The 20,160-nt window shown below is 41.8% G+C and carries 11 protein-coding genes and 2 pseudogenes; 9 read left to right on the top strand and 4 right to left on the bottom strand.

Annotated elements, in window-relative coordinates:
* Positions 1-122: 122 nt before the first annotated feature.
* Entirely contained in the window at positions 123-611 is a 489-nt protein-coding gene (dctP, locus tag A1232T_RS10175; protein ID WP_244152451.1) for a TRAP transporter substrate-binding protein DctP, read from the top strand.
* A 135-nt stretch (positions 612-746) separates the two neighbouring features.
* Positions 747-1,274 carry a peroxiredoxin gene (locus A1232T_RS10180; RefSeq protein ID WP_077449307.1) on the top strand — a complete coding sequence of 176 codons (528 nt, stop codon included), beginning with the start codon at positions 747-749 and terminating at the stop codon, positions 1,272-1,274.
* 123 nt (positions 1,275-1,397) lie between these two features.
* On the opposite strand, the gene A1232T_RS10185 is transcribed toward A1232T_RS10180, so the two are convergent.
* Positions 1,398-3,542 (bottom strand): heavy metal translocating P-type ATPase, encoded by a 2,145-nt coding sequence (locus A1232T_RS10185; protein WP_077449308.1) that lies wholly within the window; start codon positions 3,540-3,542, stop codon positions 1,398-1,400.
* Positions 3,543-3,635: 93 nt separating this feature from the next.
* Here A1232T_RS10185 and cadR point away from each other — a divergent pair, with 93 nt between their 5' ends.
* The gene (cadR, locus tag A1232T_RS10190) at positions 3,636-4,070 is read left to right on the top strand and encodes a Cd(II)/Pb(II)-responsive transcriptional regulator (RefSeq protein WP_077449309.1); all 435 of its coding nucleotides are present in this window, start codon (positions 3,636-3,638) and stop codon (positions 4,068-4,070) included.
* Positions 4,071-4,173: 103 nt separating this feature from the next.
* Here cadR and dpaL read toward each other — a convergent pair whose 3' ends face one another.
* Complete coding sequence (gene dpaL / locus A1232T_RS10195) at positions 4,174-5,349, bottom strand: diaminopropionate ammonia-lyase (RefSeq protein ID WP_077449310.1); 1,176 nt, start codon at positions 5,347-5,349, stop codon at positions 4,174-4,176.
* Positions 5,350-6,551: 1,202 nt separating this feature from the next.
* Between dpaL and A1232T_RS10200 the strand changes: the two genes are divergently transcribed.
* Both A1232T_RS10200 and A1232T_RS10205 read left to right on the top strand, forming a co-directional pair.
* Positions 6,552-7,496 carry an OmpA family protein gene (locus A1232T_RS10200; protein WP_077449311.1) on the top strand — a complete coding sequence of 315 codons (945 nt, stop codon included), beginning with the start codon at positions 6,552-6,554 and terminating at the stop codon, positions 7,494-7,496.
* A 1,214-nt stretch (positions 7,497-8,710) separates the two neighbouring features.
* Positions 8,711-13,498: a BapA/Bap/LapF family large adhesin gene (locus A1232T_RS10205; RefSeq protein WP_425272067.1), complete on the top strand. Its 4,788-nt coding sequence runs from the start codon at positions 8,711-8,713 to the stop codon at positions 13,496-13,498.
* Here A1232T_RS10205 and hsdR read toward each other — a convergent pair.
* Positions 13,491-15,845: pseudogene (hsdR, locus tag A1232T_RS10210) on the bottom strand (EcoAI/FtnUII family type I restriction enzme subunit R); the annotation flags it as partial. The gene A1232T_RS10205 and the pseudogene hsdR sit on opposite strands and share 8 nt — an antisense overlap.
* A 220-nt stretch (positions 15,846-16,065) precedes the next feature.
* On the opposite strand from hsdR, the gene A1232T_RS10215 reads away from it, so the two are divergent.
* The 3 genes and pseudogenes from A1232T_RS10215 to A1232T_RS10230 all read left to right on the top strand — a co-directional run bounded on the left by A1232T_RS10215 (position 16,066) and on the right by A1232T_RS10230 (position 18,283).
* On the top strand, positions 16,066-16,584 hold the full coding sequence (locus A1232T_RS10215) for a hypothetical protein (protein WP_077449314.1): 519 nt from the start codon (positions 16,066-16,068) through the stop codon (positions 16,582-16,584).
* A 137-nt stretch (positions 16,585-16,721) separates the two neighbouring features.
* The gene (locus tag A1232T_RS10220; protein ID WP_143513987.1) at positions 16,722-16,979 is read left to right on the top strand and encodes a hypothetical protein; all 258 of its coding nucleotides are present in this window, start codon (positions 16,722-16,724) and stop codon (positions 16,977-16,979) included.
* A gap of 71 nt (positions 16,980-17,050) precedes the next feature.
* Positions 17,051-18,283 (top strand): annotated as a pseudogene (locus A1232T_RS10230) (IS3 family transposase).
* Between the two features lie 184 nt (positions 18,284-18,467).
* Here the strand turns inward: A1232T_RS10230 and A1232T_RS10235 are convergent.
* Positions 18,468-19,763 (bottom strand): tyrosine-type recombinase/integrase, encoded by a 1,296-nt coding sequence (locus tag A1232T_RS10235; RefSeq protein ID WP_077449317.1) that lies wholly within the window; start codon positions 19,761-19,763, stop codon positions 18,468-18,470.
* Positions 19,764-19,920: 157 nt separating this feature from the next.
* On the opposite strand from A1232T_RS10235, the gene A1232T_RS10240 reads away from it, so the two are divergent.
* A partial coding sequence (locus tag A1232T_RS10240; RefSeq protein WP_143513988.1) for a helix-turn-helix domain-containing protein occupies positions 19,921-20,160 on the top strand: 240 nt, incomplete at its 3' end.

A 20,160-nucleotide genomic window follows, 5' to 3' on the forward strand; every position in this document is an offset into this window, starting at 1 on the left:
ATTTGTTCGGCTAGTTTTTTTAGTTCTGTTTCTTTTGTCATTGCTTATTCTCCTTTACTATGGATTATAAGCAGTTACACAAAGTTTAGGAAAGTCTCGCCTTCTCTGTGGTGGCAAGTCATGTGATAGATGCTATTGGTGCTGCACCTGTAGGTATGCCGGCAAGTGATACTTATACTTCCTTGCAGCGTGGCGTCATTGATGGACTAGCATTCACTTGGCAGCCTATTCAGGCATTTAAGTTAGACGAGCTGCTCAGTCATCACACAAATATTCCTTTTTATAACTCTACCTTCGTTATAACCATGAATAAGGACAAATACAATAGTCTGCCTGATGACCTAAAGAAGGTCATAGATGACAACTCTGGAGTCGAACTATCCAAACGTATTGCTAGAGTCTTTGATAAAAGTAATGAGGCGGCAATGGCAGCCGCAAGAGACAAAGGCGATACTATGATTGATATTCCAGATCCTCTAAATGATGCCAACTGGAAAGAGCCTTTGCTTGAGGGTACTCAAAGATATCTTGAGGAGCTAGAAGGACTTGGCTTGGATGGAGAGGCGGTTTATGAGAAAGCCAAAGAGGCTAGCATAGCCTGTAAAGTTTAAAAAATAATTTATATATTTTGATGTTTTATATAGTAAAGATAACCTTAAAGATTTGAACAAGGATTGGTATAGCTGTTAATATATATCTGAAAAAAGTAGAGTACAAAAACACAATAACCTAACTCGGAGAAAAAAATGATTACCCATGTACCTGATGTAACTTTTAAAACTCGTGTTCGTGACGAATCTATCGGTGGTGAAAACCCATTCAAATGGTATGATCTAACCACAGATGAGTTATTTGCCAATAAAAAAGTAGTTGTGTTCTCACTACCTGGTGCCTTTACACCAACCTGTTCAACCAGTCATTTACCTCGCTATGAAGAGCTTTATAATGAATTTAAAGCGCTAGGTGTTGATGAAGTTGTTTGTGTTTCTGTTAACGATGCCTTTGTTATGTACCAGTGGGGCTTAAAGCAAGGCCGTGAAAACGTATTCTTACTTCCTGACGGTAACGGTGAGTTCACTCGTAAAATGGGTATGCTAGTTGAGAAAAGCAACCTTGGCTTCGGTATGCGCTCATGGCGTTATTCGATGTATGTCGATAATAAAGAAATCAAAAAAGTATTTAGCGAGCCTGGTTTCGACGACAACTGCCCAACTGACCCGTTTGAAGTGTCGGATGCAGATACTATGTTAGAGTACTTAAAAAGCCAGAAGTAAATCAGATTAATTTTTGATAAATAAAGCTCTAATTATTATGAAACTGCGTTGTCTTTCACTATAAAGGCAACGCAGTTTTTTTAGTTCTTTATAAGAGGTTTTTTTGATACTCTTATGCCTCATTTACTCATCCGAGCCCTTAAACCTAAGTAGCCGTAATGCATTAAGAGTTACCAAAACCGTAGCCCCTGTATCGGCTAAAACAGCGATCCATAATCCTGTGATACCGAGTATGGTTGTAATCAAAAACACACCTTTTAAACCTAGCGCAAACACAACGTTCTGATGGATGTTTCTCATAGTCGCTCGTGAAAGCTTTATCAGATGAACGACATCGATAACACGACTTTTTAGCAACGCAATATCTGCAGTTTCCATCGCAACATCTGTGCCACCGCCCATTGCAATACCAACATCAGCCGTTGCCAGAGCAGGGGCGTCGTTAATTCCATCACCAACCATGGCTATTTTATTATTGCTTCTCATACGACTAAGCAGGTTAAGCTTATCTTCTGGCAATAGTTCAGCTTCCCAATCTACTTGTAAATCACTTGCCAGTGCTTTAGCGGTGAGCTTATTGTCACCTGTTAGCATGACAGAGCGTATTCCTAATGTTTTAAGTTCGGCTATTGCGGCTTTAGAATCTGCTCGTAGCTCATCACGTAAGGCAACTAGCCCCAATACTTCATGGCTACCTTCATCAATTAAAACAGAAACGGTCTTACCTTCGTTTTGGAGCGTTTCAATCTGTGCTTGCTGTGATGCAGCAATGACGGTCTCGTTAGCAGCATAAACAGGAGAGCCGATAGCGAGAGTACGCTGATTTACCGTTGCATGGACCGCTTTACCGGCAGTTGCGTATGAGTTTGAAGCAGCGGGTATAGCGACATTAAAGGCCTCGGCATGATCGACAATAGCTTTGGCTAGGGGATGGCTTGACCCGTATTCAACAGCAGCAAATAATCCGAGTAGCTCACGCTCGCCCTCAGTGCTTAAATATCGTTCAGTCAATCCAACAACGTTGGTAACCTTAGGCTCACCTTCGGTTAGAGTGCCTGTCTTATCAAAGGCAATGGTATCGACTTGACCAATAACCTCTAGAGCACTGCCGCCTTTAATCAGTAAACCGCGCCGAGCACCAACAGCAAGTCCTGAAGCAATAGCTGCTGGAGTAGACAGTACCAACGCACAGGGACAGGCAATAAGTAATAGAGCAAGACCACGGTACAGCCAAGTCATCCATTCCCCGCCCATAAATAATGGCGGGGCAATAATGATTAGAGCAGCGATACCCATAACGATAGGAGTATAGTATTGGCTAAACTTCTCAATGAAACGAGCTGTTGGTGCTTTAGAGGCTTGAGCCTGTTCGACAAGCTCAATAATGCGCGAGATGGTATTGTCCTTAGCGGCTTTCTCAACCTTAACCTGAATAACACCATCAAGGTTTACAGAGCCTGCAAATACTGTATCACCAACTGCTTTATGAATAGGCACCGATTCACCCGTAATAGGGGAGTCGTCAATGCTTGATTCACCCTGCGTGATCTCACCATCAGCGGATACTCTGTCGCCAGGACGAATCAAAATAAGGTCGTTCACCTTTAGGGATGAGGCAGCAACTTCATGATGTTTGCCTTCTGGATCAATTCTAATGGCATTTTTAGGGATTAGATTCGTTAACGCCTTAATGCCGGCACGAGCGCGATCTGCTGCCACACTTTCAAACAGCTCACCCACAGAGAATAAAAAGACAACGGCGGCCGCTTCTTCTGCTTCACCAATAATCAGGGCACCAATAGCAGCCACTGACATTAACATTTCAATTGAAAAAGGTGTGCCTGTCCTGGCTAATGCCCATGCTGTACGGGCAAAGGGAGTAACGCCGATTATAACGGCAAGCGCAAAAACCCAAGTACCATAGCTTGGGAAGATAAGTGAAAACACGTAGGCTGCACTCATCAAAGTGCCGAGAACAACCACCTGCTTTCCTTTTTTAGACTGCCACCAGTGCTGAGCTTCTAGTGAGTCGTCTGTCATATTAGAGGCATCGTGCGACTCTGAAACTTCAGTGATGTCAAAGCCTAAGCTTTTAATTGTCTTTTCGACATCTTTGGCTGTTGTCTTAGACTCAGGGTCTAAGGTTAAATCAAGCTTTCTAGTAGCAAAATTTAACTGAACATCAGACACGCCAGACATACGGCTCAATGCAGATTCAATTTTACCGACACAGCTAGCACAGTCCATACCATCAACATGATATTGCATACAATACTCCCCTATAATTAATGATATTATGAACCCTGAAGTGGCTATAGGGTCAATGGCTATTATTGTCCGTTATAAATTAGGAGAGTGGTCATGGTAAGTGCTGAGTCAATAAAACCTGAACCAATAAGAATTGGTGTTCTTGCAGAAAAGACAGGTGCGACGGTAGAGACGATTCGTTATTATGAAAAAGAAGGGCTTTTACCAGAGCCATTTCGAAGTCAGTCAAACTACCGTTTATATAATGACAGTCATGTCGAAAGGCTGAACTTTATACTTCGTTGCCGCACCCTTGATATGACGTTAGAAGAGGTGAGAACCCTGCTTGGATATTGGGATACGCCAAATAAGGAATGCAGTGAGGTAAATAACTTATTAGATGAGCACATTCGTGCAGTTGAGCAGCAGATTGAACAGCTAAATCATCTAAGGCAGCATCTAACAGAGCTACGTCAAAAATGTACAACGGGGTCACTAGCCGAATCGTGCGGCATACTTAATACTTTGGCGGATAGCACTCATGGTTAATTTATGATTGATGTCCTCAAATACAAAAGCCACCTAATGGTTAAAAGGTGGCTTTTAAAATATGAGGTACAGATATAGTTATGAAAGGGTTTATATAGCCTAATTAGTACTTCGCATCCCAAACAATATCTCTATATCTATCTGCATTAGTATCGCCTTCAGAACTAAATACTAAAATTACGGAATCTTCATTTAATCCTAATTCTTCTACAAGCGCTTTGTTTGAGACATCGCTACAGAGCTTATAAAGCAATCCGAGTGTGACCGCTCCTGACTCGCCACTTACTACTTTAGGGTCGTTTTGTAGAGGGTTGCCCAGTACTCTCATGCCCGTCGCTGTAACACCGTCATCCACTGAAGCAAAGTAGTTGCTACAATCTCTCAAAACTTGCCAAGTTACTGGGTTAGGTTCACCACATGCTAAACCTGCCATAATGCTGTTTAGATCGCCGGTAACATTTACGATATCACCTTGTGCACTCGTTCCTGAGCGATAAATACAATCAACGGCTTCTGGCTCAGTAATGATGGTATTGAAGTTGCCAGGACCAAGTTTGTCGATGAGATAGCCGAGCACACCACCAGCCATTGAACCCACTCCAGCTTGAAGCATGACATGAGTTGGCTTTTCGTTGTAGTCGTCCCATGATTGTTCGATAGCTTCATCAGCCATGGTCATATAGCCTTGAGCAATCCAAGTGGGAATTTTTGTATATCCATCCCATGCTGTATCTTGAACAAGGACCCAGTCATTTTCTTCGGCTGTCTGATTTGCTAGACGGACCGTATCATCATAGTTGACGTTAGTCATAATACACTCAGCACCAAGACCACGAATCCGATCAACACTGATATTAGATGATCCTCTGGGCATATATACGACAGCTTTTTGACCCATTTCTCTTGCTGCCCATGCTACGCCCGTACCATGGTTTCCAGCTGTTGCAGTTGTAAAAGTTAATGGTTTGTCGAGCTTAGAGGACACTGTTTTTAAATCAATCTCTGATATATCAGTATCGATGTACTCAGCCAATAAGCTTCCTAAAGCATAAGAGCCACCCAAGACTTTGAAGGCGTTAAGTCCAAAGCGATGAGATTCATCCTTTACTAAAATAGATTTGACACCGAGCTTCTCTGCTAATCGTGGGAGTGAAACTAGAGGTGTAGGTTGGTAACCATCAATTTGAGAGTGAAACTCTCTTATTGTCTTAGCTAGACTCGCAGTAAAGAGTGGTGACTTATCACCTGTATAAAAATTATTTTCAGATATTTTTAGCATAGTGTTCTCTTAGCAATAAGGCTGCTTTTGCATTGATTATAGTGTGCTATAGCTTATTTAATATAATCTACTTCAACCCACAGTTTTCAGCAACCTACCTAAGAGTATAAAAAATGGTGAGTTCGATACTTAGGCATATTTTAAACGCCCATAAAAAAAGGCTTGCCGAATGCTACGGTAAGCCTTGAATTAAAATATGGTGGGCCCAGTATCAACCACATTAAAACTATAAGCTATTGAATTATATAGCGTTATTATTTTCGTTTTATCTTTATACCAACGGATATACCAACATTAATTTTAAGTTTGATTACAAAACTCACGTTCTTGATAAACAAAAAAAACTAAGCCTACAAACTTAGTTAATGAGCTCGTTTTCAAAAGATAAATTTTCCTCTAAAAACTCAATCTCTTCAAACCCCAATATTACTCTGCTCAGCTAGGAAAGCTAGTATTATAATTGCCGTTACTTTCTGTATTTAGGAGTGTATATAGATGATAAATAGCCGATTTATCGGATAAGCTAAATTGACATTTTGGACCATTAGAAATTAAGGGTAGATAGCTACACCCAATAAATTTGAAAAATTAATTCCTAGCATGCAACAGTGTAAATACCCCATTCTTAACACAACATCATCGTAGAATAACTAAGCCACCTGCCTGTACTCAGCAGGTGTCATATCATGACATGCTAGCGCAATCAATTGACTTGTGACCTAATTTCCTACCGAATAAGTTTATGTATTCATAAAGTTCATATACACATAACAGGGCAATCGCACTATAGAAAATAGCTGCTTTAAATTAGATTATCTAAACTAAAAGGATTAAATAGTTAGAAACTATAACTAAAATATTTTTATATATCTCGTGTTTTTGTTATTTGCGTCCGAAAGTTGGTGATAACATCTGTAAAAGGTCAATAATTAATTAAAATGTAGCTAAAATTAATTTGTAGTGCGATTGCCCTGATACATATAAATAGTTAATGAAACTACATAATGTTAATGTTATAATTATGTAGGTAAAGTATTAAATATGTATCTTAGTTTGAAAGAAGTATTAGATGGCAGACTTCTCTCTATTATTTTCTATTTGTACAAGGCTACAAGGCTACAAGGCTACAAGGCTGATAGGATGGCTTTTTTATAAAGGCTATATGCTAACAGACTTGAGCCTTATTTTTTGGAATAGGCTTCATGTTTAATAAGACTTTTGTGTTAGTTGGTACGCTATTTCTAACAACTGGCTTAATCGGCTGTCAGAGTTTACAAAGTAGCTATGAGCTACAAAACCCCGAGCAACAACTTGCTAAGCAAAAAGTCAGTTGGGACAAAAAAGGACGGCTATTTGAGAGCCTTGATGAGACAGTTTTAGGGTCCAGTCTTAGCCGAGTGGTATTTTTTAGAGACTCAGCAGATAGCAAGCAAGGTGGGCCAATATATTTACAGATTGGTCCGGACAATATGTTTCAAGCAAGCTTAAAGGGCAATTATTATTCTGATGTTGTGGTGTGTAGTGGACAACAGAATATTAAAGTTACAAGTCTTATGCTTGATAATGAGAAGGTGAGTTCATCATCTAATATTTATAACCTTCCCGCCCAACAGACGACGTACTTCAAGGTCAGTCTTTCAGCACTAAATCAGCCTATTATTGAGCAAGTAGCGCCTCAAAATGCTATTGCTCAACTATCTACCATGCTACGTCAATCTTATCAGATTAGCCGGGTTTCTATGGTATGTGATACTGAGCCTACCGTTATTGAAAAGCCTGTTATCAAAATGGTTGCTGAGCAGTCTGAGAGGCCTATCGCGTACTCAGTAAACTTTAATTTTAATACAGACACTGTAGCTGATAACAATTATTCAAAGTTTGAAGGGCTTGCTAATTTTATTAATTCATATCCTAAGGCAGATGTGATATTAGAGGGCCATACCGATAGCGTTGGATCTGATGCCTATAATCAAAAATTATCAAAAATTCGTGCTGAAAAGGTAAAGACTGTTTTAGTGAAAAGTTATGCTATTGATGCCGAAAGGTTAAGTACGGTTGGTTATGGTGAAACTAAGCCAATTGATACAAATGAGACGGAGGCTGGAAGGCTAAATAACAGAAGAGTGGTTGCTATTATTACTCAGTAGAATTGTTTGAAAGACATTTAAAATATTACTGTTTATAAAGACTATTTATTAGGATGATTGCCATGAGTGCTATTACCATTAAAGTACACAATCAAGCTCAAAATGTTGCCAATGTAGCTATTACTACTAAAGATGGACAGCCTACTGTCATTAAAGCTATGAAACAGGTTAATTATGAGCCTGTAGATGAGTCAACTGGGCATGCACCTCATCATTTAATAACCAAACGTGTAAATCAAGATTTACAGGTATCATTTGATGAAGATATTGAGACGCCAGATCTTATTATTGAAGGATTTTATGAGCACTCTGAGAGTCAGTTAATTGGGCTAGCTGAAAATGGAAGTTATTATTACTATACGCCAGATTCAGGTGAGTACGCTGACTACCTGACAATAATGCCAGAGGGTGCAGTAGAAGGGCATGCTTTAGGAGGCGCTGCAAGATCTACGCCTTGGTGGGTTGGAGCAGGAGAAGATTCAAGCTATGGCATCATGCCTTGGTTAGTTGGCGCTGGGGCTATTGGATTAGCGGCAGCAGCCAGCGGAAGTTCTGGCGATAAAGGTGAAAAAGGCGATAAGGGTGACAAGGGTGATGCTGGTTTGTCTGCATTTGAAGTATGGCAGTCTATCGAAGGCAACGAAGATAAGACCTTAGAAGACTTCCTACAATCAATCACTGGTAAAGACGGTGCTGATGGTAAAGATGGTGCTGATGGCCAGTCTGCATTTGATGCTTGGAAATCTATCGAAGGCAACGAAGATAAGACTGTTGAAGACTTTATCGAATCTATTACAGGTAAAGACGGTAAAGATGGTCTAAAAGGCGAAGACGGTAAGTCTGCCCTAGAGATCTGGCAATCAATTGAGGGTAACGAGAACAAAACCCTAGAAGACTTCATCGCTTCACTGAAAGGTGAAAAAGGCGATAAGGGTGACAAGGGTGATGCTGGTTTGTCTGCTTATGAACAAGCTTTAAAAGAGGGTTTGTTTGAAGGTACTTTTGAAGAGTTCCTAGAGTCTTTAAAAGGTCAAGACGGTGCTGATGGTACAAACAAGCCAGTTGTAAATATCCTTGAAGGCGATGACGGCTCTGTTGACAACACAGATATTAACGATGCGGGCAATATGCTTGTGTCTGTAATTCTTCCACCTAAAACAACTGTTGGCGATACTCTAGTCGTGAATGGTGTTGAATACCCTGTCACGCAAGAAATGGTTGATGTAGGTATTATTGTAGAAGCTCCTGCACCTAAAGAAGGTGTTTTAACTGCTGTTAAGGCTCATGTTGAGTATCAAGACGGTACAAAATCAATTGAGGGTAGGGATATCGCTAAGGGTGGAGATTTTACTGCTCCCGACTCACTTTCAATCGAGATAGCAGAAAATGGATATACTATCAGTGGTACAACCGAACCCTACGCGTTTGTTGATATTGATATTAATAATAATGGAACAATAGATTACACACTTAAAGCAGACAAGAATGGGAGCTTCTCAAAAAATATTTATAAACCACTATTAAATGGTGAAGAGATCTCAGCGACTGCTCGGGATAAGTACGGGAATTCTACATATCCTGTTATTATTAAAAAAGCGCCTGGTAAGCCGACTGGTATTACTGTAGGTAATGGCGATGACTTTATTACCAAAGATGAAATTGACGAGCAAGGTAATGTTGATGTCATTGTTGGCCTGCCAGATGATGCCAAAGCTGGCTATACCGTTGTAGTTAATGGTAAAGAACAAGAGCTTACAGAGGAAGACAAAACCAAAGGTGAAGTCACCGTTAAAGTGCCAGCGCCTGAAGAAAGTAAGACGCTAACGGTTGATGCCAACATCAAAGACCCAGCAGGTAATGAATCAGAGATACTAACAGAGGATGTAGGTCAGGTTGATACCACAACGCCTGAAGCACCTGTGATCGAAGACATCACCAACAACTTTGATGATACTGGTAATGTAGAAAGCACTACCATTACGGGAACTGCCGAGCCAGGCAGCACGGTTGAAGTGAAAAACCCAACCACAGGCGACGTAGTTGGTAGTGGCACCGTTGGTGAAGATGGCAAGTTTGAAATTGTCGTGGAAGGTGGTTTAGAAGACGGTCAAGACTATGACGTCACTGCTAAAGATTCAGCGGGTAACACATCTGATCCAACCAAAGTGACAGGGGATACCACAGCGCCTGAAGCACCGACAGTGACCGAGGTGACCAACGTCGATACAGATGGTGATGGTCAGCCTGATGGCACCATTATCAAAGGTAGCGCTGAGCCAGGTTCAACGGTTACCGTTACTGACCCTGAAGGTAATGTGATTGGTGAAGCAATTGCTGATTCAGAGACAGGTGAGTATGAAATCACCACAGATCCTGCTGTTGCTGATGGTCAAGAAGTTGACGTGACAGCGACAGATGACAAAGGTAATGAGTCTGATCCAACCAAAGTGACAGGGGATACCACAGCACAAGCACCAACCCTAGCGTTGGAAAATGACACCGGTCTGAGTGACAGCGATGGCATCACCAAAGATGGCACTGTATTGGTAAGCGGCCTTGAAGAAGGTGCTACCTGGCAGTACTCCACCGACGGTGGTGACACTTGGATCGAAGGTACAGGCAACAGCTTTGATTTACCAGAAGGTAAGTATGCTGATGGCAAGGTAGTTGTACGCCAAACGGATGCAGCGGGTAACACCAGTGATAACGCTAGCTTAGGGGCAGTAACGGTTGATACTACAGCGCCTGCGCCACTGTTAGAATTGGCCGACGACACCGGTATTCCAGGTGATGGCATCACCAAAGATGGCACAGTAAATGTAAACGGCCTTGAAGAAGGTGCTACCTGGCAGTACTCCATCGATGGTGGTGCTACTTGGATGGATGGTGAAGGAGATAGCTTTATATTACCGGTGGGTACCTACACCGAGGGCGAAGTTCTTGCTAAGCAAACAGATGTTAGCGGTAACATTAGTGAAGGAAGCATCTTAAATGGTCGGGTTAGTGTGGTTGAGAATAGCCTTCTTGCAGCAGTAGACAATACCGAAGAGCTAGTCCTCGATATTGTTGCTACCAAGCGTGAAGCTACTGAAAGCGAAACTATTGCTGGCCAAAAAGTCGACAGCTTTGGCGTGGTTTCTGCGGGCCTAGGTGGTGTGGCTGATGCTGGTGTACTCGACTTTGCTAATAACGCCATTGAGTTAAATGTTGCCGAAGGCACCGAGCGCGTATTGGAACTTTTTGCTGGCGGCGGCGGCGTCTCCATTGGTGATACCTATAATTTAATCATTTACAAAGAAGATGCTTACGGCAACACCAAGTTCTATGATGTGTATGACGACTGGTTTACAGTGCCACTCTTAGGTCAAACTAAAACCGGTGAAATTAGCATTACCGAACCGGGTAAATACCACATCATGCTAAGCGCTAAAGCCGGTGTAAAAGTGATTGGTGGTACTCGCTTAGAAGTGAGAAAAGATACCGTAATGGATTACAACGAGTACGAAAGTGTGTCTGGGGTGCACCAAGGTAACGTGATAACCGATCTTGATCTGAGTGGTAAAGATCAAATCGATGAGCCAGACAACACCCGTATCACTAAAATCACGTATGAAAATGATAAAGGCACTCATGAGGTTGATGTACCTGCGGTAGGCTCCACTGTCATTCAATTGGCGCACGGCACCTTAACCATGTCTGCTAAAGGTAACTACACCTATAAGCTTAACGAGGGTGCTAATCCTAAGTTTGGTGCGCAAGAAAAAGTCACCTACACCATTACCAACAGTAAGACAGGTGACAGCTCAAGTGCTGATTTAACCATTAATTTAGTGGACAAACCCAGCAACTTAGTACCTGACAGCACTGTATGGCTTGATATGAAACCTGAAGCTAAAGAGATCGACATACCAGCTAAAGATAAATTGAGCTCTAAAACTTGGGCAGACATTCTCGGTGTGGGTTTAGGTATCGCTGACATTGGCTTAATTGCGATTGAAAACGGTTTAGAAATCAAGGTTGGTGAAAACCAAGTGCGCGATGTAACTTTCTGGGCCAACGGTGGTGCACCAGTAGCACTGGGTTACTCGCCTGTAGATTTAGTGATTTACAAAAAGGAAACCACTGCTAACGGTGATTTCTGGCAGCTGTATACCATCGAAGAAAACTGGTTTGGTATTGTAGGCGTTGTGGTGGGTGCGGGACGCACTTCTGAGGATAAAACCTTCCGCTTTGATGAAGGTGAATACAAAGCGGTATTGGTACCTACCACAGGTGGCGTGAATGTGATTCCGTCAACCACGTTGCGCATTCGTGAAGACAAATTGTACGAGTACGAACAAACCAACGCTAAGGTCGAAACTGATCTTGGGCTGGATGAAGGTGCTGTGGTGTACAGTGTGGATGGTGAACCATTGGCTGAGGGTAACAATATCATCCAAGGCCAATATGGCACACTGACCATTAATGCCGATGGCAGTTACAGCTATGAGTTGTACCAAAACATCGCTTATAAAGACATCGGTAACATGGAAACCTTCAGCTACAGCATTCTTGGTGCTGATAACAAGCTGTATAACTCCACCTTGAACATTGTGATCAACAACGTTCAAGCTAACGATGACTTCGGTGATGCGCGCTTTGGCTTAGATAACCAAGAAGCCTACGGAGGCTGGGAGGCCAGTGGCACCAAAACCGGCTCAGGCAATTCAACATACAGTTCAAACTTGATTGAGGTGCAGGCTAACCAAGTCTATGACTTAACCTTAAACTATAACCTAAACCCGTTTGGAGAGCGCGCAGATGAGTTTGTGATTCGTCTGATTGACGTGGTCACAGGTAAAGCGATTAAAACCTATACGCCAAATGTTAATGGCGAACAAGGCGAGCTGAGCTGGAGCTTAACCGAGGGACAGTACCGTGTTGAAGTGATCATTGATCCACGTCTCGCCAATACAGTACGCTACGATTTGAGTTTGCAAGGCACGATCACAACTTTAGATCAGTTCCAAGCAGAACAAGCCAACACTATAGTGGAAGAAGGTAGCTTGCTTGATAACGACACCTATAAAGAAGGCTCAGGCATTGCCGAGTTGGCCCACATTGAGGTGAACGGTAAGCCATTAGATATCGTGGTGAATGGGCAGTTTGATAATAACCTGTATAAGTTTATTACCATTGAAGGCGAGTACGGCACCTTAGTGGTGCAGCAAGATGGCTCTTACATATACACCACCCATGGTGATTCCTATGGTGTAGACGTGTTTGACTACAAGCTGATTTCCATTGCCGGTTCCAGTGACAGCGCTAAACTAACATTCAATGCTGGTATGAATGTCACCGGTTCGAAGTATGATGATGTGGTGATCAGCTCTGCTGCAGACGATAAGTTCATCATGGGTGAGGGCGCTGATACACTTGTCTTTAATAACCTCGGTGGCACTGATGAAGGCGGTAACGGTAACAATGGTGTTGACACCTGGGCAGACTTTGATGCTACTCAAGGTGATAAGATCGATATCACCGGCTTACTTGATGGTAATCAAACAGCCAGTAACATCGGTAGTTACTTAAAGTATGAAAACGGTGTGCTCATGGTTGATCGTAATGGTAACTCTGAGTTTGAGGATCTGCTTAAAGTGAACGCTACTGATATTGATGAGCTTTTGGATAGTATTGAGTGGCAAGCAGCAGTAAGTGGTAAGGTTGCCAACTACAGTATTAATACTGAAGATACGGTTTACCTTCCAGATACCTTGTTAGCTACCTCAGCCGAAGAGGATGATGTTCTAAGCTTTGAGGGTGCAGATCAGATGATTAGTCTAGCCGATATTATGCAACCTGATGTCATAGATATTAATGGTACTGGCGCTAACACCTTAAATGTAGCAGTAGAAGATGTTGATTCTGCTATCTATGTGAAGGGTGGTAGTGATGATACTGTTAATTTAGAAGGTAGTAACTGGTCCACTGTTGAGCAGACTACCTTAGAAAGCCATTTTTGACAATTTCCATCGGTGTACCCAGCTCATCTAAGGGCTGAACTTTGAGCACGTTTAGACTTTCAATCTCACTGACACCGGCATCGGCATACTTATCCAGCAGCGCATTGAGTACCGTCTGCGCTGTTTCGGAATACTTAGTAAAGTAATTGCGCTTTTTGACTTGGTTCGCACGCTCTTGACGGGTCAAAGGCGGCTGATCAAACACCACATGACAAATCATATCGAAGGGGTCCATATCTTGTCCGACCTCTTCTTGTAGCGCTTCCCAAATGATACCGGCATTGGCCAGCTCGTCTATCACTGTCTGCTTACGGTCGGCTTCATTCCAGCGCTTGATAAAGTCATCCATACTTGCAAACTGCTTGGTAAATGTCTTACGTGTATAGTCCTTAAATGACTCAGTCACCAGCTTGCCATCGGCATCATAATATTGGATACGCTGAGCAATGATTTGAACTGGGATACCCTGCACATGATATTTTTTTGCAGGCTCATTGGTCTCAGTGTCTGTGGACCCAAACGGGTCTGAGCTGCCGCCGAAAGTAGGATACTCAACACCTTCGTCCGACTCAAAGTCTGAATCAGAAGTGATATCATCGGCGCCATCGGGCACATCATGAATGAATGCATCTATATCTTCACTACCTTCTGTCACATCGCCAGAGGTCACAGTCATAATACGTTCAGGAATACCGTCAAATCGCTCATCAGCAAACAGCTCAGTGGCCTTTTTGAAGTCCATAATGGTAAACCACAGCTTACCGTACTTATCATTGATACGCGTACCACGACCAATAATTTGCTTAAACTTAGTCATCGACTTGATGTTCTGATCGAGGACGATAAGTTTACACGTTTGTGCATCGACACCGGTTGTCATCAGCTCTGAAGTAGTTGCGATAACTGGATAGGGGCGTTTGGGATTAATAAAGTTGTCCAGTTGTGCTTTGCCTATATTGTCATCTCCAGTGATGCGCATGACATACTTTTCATTCTTTTTAACCTGCTCAGGGTTACAGTTAATTAAAGCCTGTCGCATTCGTTCTGCATGATCAATGTCATTACAAAACACAATGGTCTTTGCCATAGGGTCGGTACGCTCAAGGTAGCTGGTGATGGTTTGGGCGACCAGCTGTGTGCGATCATCAATAACTAAAGTGCGGTCAAAGTCTTTTTGGTTATAGACACGGTCTTCAATTAACTCACCGTATTTATCCGTCTGACCAGCAGTGGGGCGCCATCCCAATAGGTCAACATCAAGATCAACACGAATAACTTTGTATGGCGCCAAAAACCCGTCTTCGATACCTTCTTTTAAGCTATACACATAGATAGGCTCACCAAAGTAGTGAGTGTTTGACACATCTTCAGTCTCTTTAGGCGTTGCAGTCAGACCAATCTGAGTGGCGCTACTAAAGTACTCAAGAATCTCACGCCAAGCACTGTCTTCAGCAGCACTGCCACGGTGACACTCGTCAATGACCACCAAATCAAAAAAGTCAGGCTCGACTTGCTTATAAGCTTTCTGACTCTCTTCAGGACCAGTAAGCGCTTGATATAGCCCTAGATGTATCTCATAGGCAGGGTCAACAATACGGTTAGTAATTTTGGTCATTGCTGTACCAAACGGCTGAAAGTCATTGATTAGCGTCTGATCGACCAATATGTTTCTATCTGCTAAGAATAGGATGCGCTTCTTGGCACGCGACTTCCATAACCGCCAGATAATTTGGAAAGCGGTATAAGTTTTACCGGTACCGGTCGCCATAACCAATAAGATACGATCTTGACCTTTAGAGATGGCTTCAATGGTTTTGTTAATGGCTTGTAGCTGGTAATAACGCGGGGTCTTGCCACTTCCATCATCGTGATAGTCTTGAGTAACGATAGGCAGCTGGGCCTGGGTAAAGCCTTTCCACGCACAGTACTTATTCCATAGCTCGGCTGGCGAGGGAAAGTCGTTTAATCCGATTTCGGTTTCAATAGCAGTTGTGCTGGTCTTATCATGAAAGATAAAGCCATCACCATTTGATGAGAATACAAAAGGCGCTTGCAAAAGGTTGGCATAGTCTAAGGCTTGCTGCATCCCTTTACCCATAGGGTGCTTATTAGCTTTGGCCTCAATGACTGCCAGTGGCAAGTTTGGCTTATGATAAAGGACTATATCGGCAGATTTAACGGTCTTACGCACAGCCATCTGACCACGAACAATTACCTTACCATCACGAAGCTTAACCTCTTCACGAATCTGGGTCATATCATCCCAGCCCGTATCTTTGACTGCAGGTAATATAAACTTACTGATGATATCTGCTTCACTAAGCGCTAACTTATCTAAACCAGCCATTATTCTGCATCCTTATCTTGCCAGCATATTAAGTTTATAATTTATATTATTTTATAGTGGTGCTTTATATCTTCTATTCTAATACAAATGTATCATATAGTAGCGGACTATCTTAAATTTACATCAAAAACTATATTAACCAGGATGTAATATTAATCTTGATGGTCATATACGTATCATGAGTCTGAGAGACTCAAAGAATAAGAAGTAGGGGATAACAGTGAGTATAACCAAAAATTTAATTACCATGGGTATGTCATTTGGAATAGCGCTAATAGCCAACGCGGCTAATGCTATGCTGACTTGTAATGACGTTAGCTATGGTAATAAAAACTATCATGAGAATATTGAGCAACTTGCGATAGAAGCTCGCCTACCTGGGAACTACTTTAACCGCTATCATGAAACTATTATTAGTGAGCTTTGCAAAGGCAAAACAGACGTTGCAGAGTCTTGGATTGATTACGGATATGTAAAAAGATCTGAAGTTGAAGGTATTAAGGAAACTTTAGGACTAAATAAACAATCTGCGCTAGGTTCTAGCTATCAGTACTCAAGCATAAAGTTCAGATATGAAATGGGATTGTCATCAGCTTTTTCAGATAATGTTGCTCAGTACTACACTAAAAAGCCTGCATCTAAGTGTGGGCAGTTAGCTAAAAGTGCTATCGAAGGGAATCCTAGGGCAGTTAAGACGTTGCAGAGCTATCCTAAGTACTGTATTTGGAACTACAAATAGGATCCGTTTCAAGCTCATTCGTTTTTTAGATATTAATTGTTAAACTGACAAAGGTGCTCTCAATGAAAAGAATATTATTGATTATTGTATTTAGTCTCATGAGTGTCACATCTAATGCAAAGCCTACAGATTTATGTGTGAGTATATCAAAAATGGCAGAAGTAATTATGTGGGCTAGACAAGAAGGATACTCGTCAGCTGAGATGATTGCGCTTACAGAACGTTTAGAGGGAAGGAATGCTGACTTGTTCTCGAAGCTAATGGAAGGTATGGTGATTAATGCGTTTGGTATTCAGCGTCACTTTTCAGATGAATACAAAGAGCAAGAGATTGAGGAGTTTAAATCGCAGTATTATATCAAGTGCTATCAATCGGCTAGTAAACATTACCCCTAACTCTATGATGTATGCTGAAAAAACCGTAGACAAAAACTTGGTAAACTAAAGAAGACAAATAGGAGTTTGCCATGACAAAGAAAGTTAAGAGATATAGTGAAGAATTTAAAGCAGAAGCGGTCAAAGCAATAGAAAATAATGGTGGCAATGTCAGTGCCACAGCAAGGCAGTTAGGGCTACCAATGCAAACGCTAGCTAATTGGCAACGGAAAGCTAATCAAGGTAAGCTCAAAGGTACTAAGCAGTACGATCCAGAGCTTGTTTCAGCCCTTGAGGAAATTAAGCGTTTAAAACGTGAACTAAAAACAGCGCAAGAAGAGCGTGAAATATTAAAAAAGGCCACGGCGTACTTTGCGAATGAGGAGCGTTAAAAAATAGTCTGGGAAACTGTTTTAGCGACGCAAGGCGAAGGGCTATGCCCGAAGTGACGGTCAGTAAGGTACGCCTTTATTGACCATCACAAGACTCAATTCAGTATCACAGCTATGTGCAAAACCTTTGATATCAAACCATCAAGCTACTATGACTGGACCAAGCGTGATATCAGCGCTCAGCAAATACATCGTAACCGCTGTGAGCTACTTATTAAAGCTGCTCACAGTGAGACTAAAGAGCGATATGGTTATCAGCGTCTACACGCACATTTAAGTGAACAAGGGCACGATGTCAGCAAGTATATGGTACGTAGTATCAAGGAAGAATATGACATCAAATGTAGACGTCATAAGCGCTTTAAAGTGACAACGGACTCAGATCATAACAAGCGAGTCTATCCTAATTTGCTTAAACAACAATTTGGCGTTAATCGTCCTAATTGTGCGTGGGTCAGTGATATCACCTACATCTGGACAGATGAGGGCTGGCTTTATTTAGCAGGCGTCAAAGACTTGTATACCAAAGAATTGGTTGGCTACGCTATCGATAAACGCATGAAAGCAGATTTAGCCTGTAGAGCCTTAAATAAAGCAATCAAGGATAAACGACCTAGCCAAGGGCTTATTGTACATTCAGATAGAGGTAGCCAGTACTGTAGCGATGATTATCGCACAATCATCAGTAAATACGGTTTTAAAGGATCTATGAGTGCTAAAGGCAACTGCTATGATAACGCGCCAATAGAGAGCTTCTGGGGCGTCTTAAAGAATGAGCTGGTATATCATCATCATTATAAAACTCGATTTGAAGCAATCAACAGTATCATTAAATATATCGAGTTAGATTACAATCAAGTCAGGATTCAGCAGAGTTTAGGTATGAGATCGCCAAGACAGGTTTGGGTTGATTTCTACCGTCAGGCTGCGTAATTAAAATCTCCCAAGTTTAGGTGTACGGATTTGACGGCAGGGGTCACTACTTCAGGAGCTGACACTTGGGATATCAGCACTAAACTGTTAAGAATTCAAAAAGGTCACATGATTGACATGTGACCTTAAAAAAACTCTCCTGACAGGTTGGATTATGTCTTAAGTAAGCAATCCAATAACATAACTATGCACTGATAGCACTATTCTTTATAAGCCTGCTAATCACTTCATCTTGTGTCATGCCAGCCTGATTACAGTATAGCTGCTCAACCTGGTTTAAAGCCATTCTAAGCTGCTTCTGTGATACTTGCACGTACTGTAGGGTAACGTCATCCGTTGATTTAGCTTCGCGGTGATTTAGCAGCCGCTTTAATACGGGGTAGTTGATATTCAAGCTGTTAGCCACGGTACCAAAAGTACGTCTTAAATCATGGGGCGTGATATACATTCCATTTATTTCACCGATACGCTTATAGCTGCGTGTTAAATCGGTTATCGGGCCATTTGTATTAGCCTGGCTACTTGGGAACACCCAGGGGCTACCATAGCTCAATCTCTTGCGCTCTTTAAGTATAGCAGTGAGTATTTTACCCAGTGGCATGTCATAGTCAGATCCATTTTTTGTGTCTTTAAACACTATACTTCCATTATCAAGATCAACGTCTGACCATTCAAGATTTTGGCCTTCGTTAAGTCTGACACCAGTAAGCATAAACATCAGCATAAGATCACGAGCATTGTTACTATGCGGTGATTGCATGTGCGAGCTTCTATCAGTGTAATTTATTAGTGTCTTAAAGAATTGACCTAGATGTTCTTCAGATACGTGTCTGGTTCGAGGTTTGATATTGTTCCAGTCCTTCTTAGCATTAAGTATCTTAATAGGCTGCTCTTTTATTATAAAATCTTCGTTCTCGTCTAAGAAGCTATCCCTACAATAATTCCAAACTGATCTTAACGCTCTCATAGTTGCATTGGCTTGAGCCTTGCTTCGTTCGCTCAACTTCTTGTGCTTCTCGCTAATCATCGCCTTGGTTATATCATTAAGCGGTTTATCAAGCCAGTCGCTAAGGTTGCCTAATATTTGTCTGTCATACGTTCTGATCGTTCCTTCTGCAAGCTCTGATTTCATTTCCTTGAAATAATTGTAAGCCTCAAGCAAAGTAGGGGCTTTAGGTGTATCATCATCTTCTGCTTTGGCCACATTCTCATGTAAGCCGTGGTAAGGATCAAGACCCTTGCGAATGTTGACCATCATAGCTGCAGCTTTTTCACGTGCGGCCGTTAATGTGATCAGCGGCACCTCTTCAACCAGGTCACGATGTAGTTTGCCGTTGATACGCCTGTTTAATATATATCGCTTACCAGTTACACCAACATATAAAGCAAAACCTTTCATAGTTTCGTCTGTGTAAATGTCACGGCCTTTTTCAGATACCTGAACGTTATCTATAAACGTCTTAGTTAGCTTAACTTTCATACAATTCTCCAAAACAACAACTAGCAACAATGATTGCGGTAGTTAATGCTATTTTTTTAATTCAAAGTATGCACTGCGTATATACCAGTGAAAAAACTTATACCAATTCCACAAAATAATATACAATATAACCAACTCAACAACATAATAGAATCATATGCCGAAAAAAACCCCTAGAAATCATAAACTCACAGACCACGATTTTCTGCAATTATCTAAAACAGAAGGCAAGGCCAGAGCGCGAATCAGACTGCTCATGCTGCATCAACTGAGTCAAGGTCATCCTATAGCGACCGTAGCAGAGAACTTTGGCTATAACCCTAGAAGCGTCTATACCATAAGAAGGAAATACTGGTTGCATGGTATCACTAGTGTCTATGACGCAGCTGGCAGAGGC

It is taken from the genome of Psychrobacter pasteurii (genome assembly GCF_900162815.1).
Classification (GTDB): Bacteria; Pseudomonadota; Gammaproteobacteria; order Pseudomonadales; family Moraxellaceae; genus Psychrobacter; species Psychrobacter pasteurii.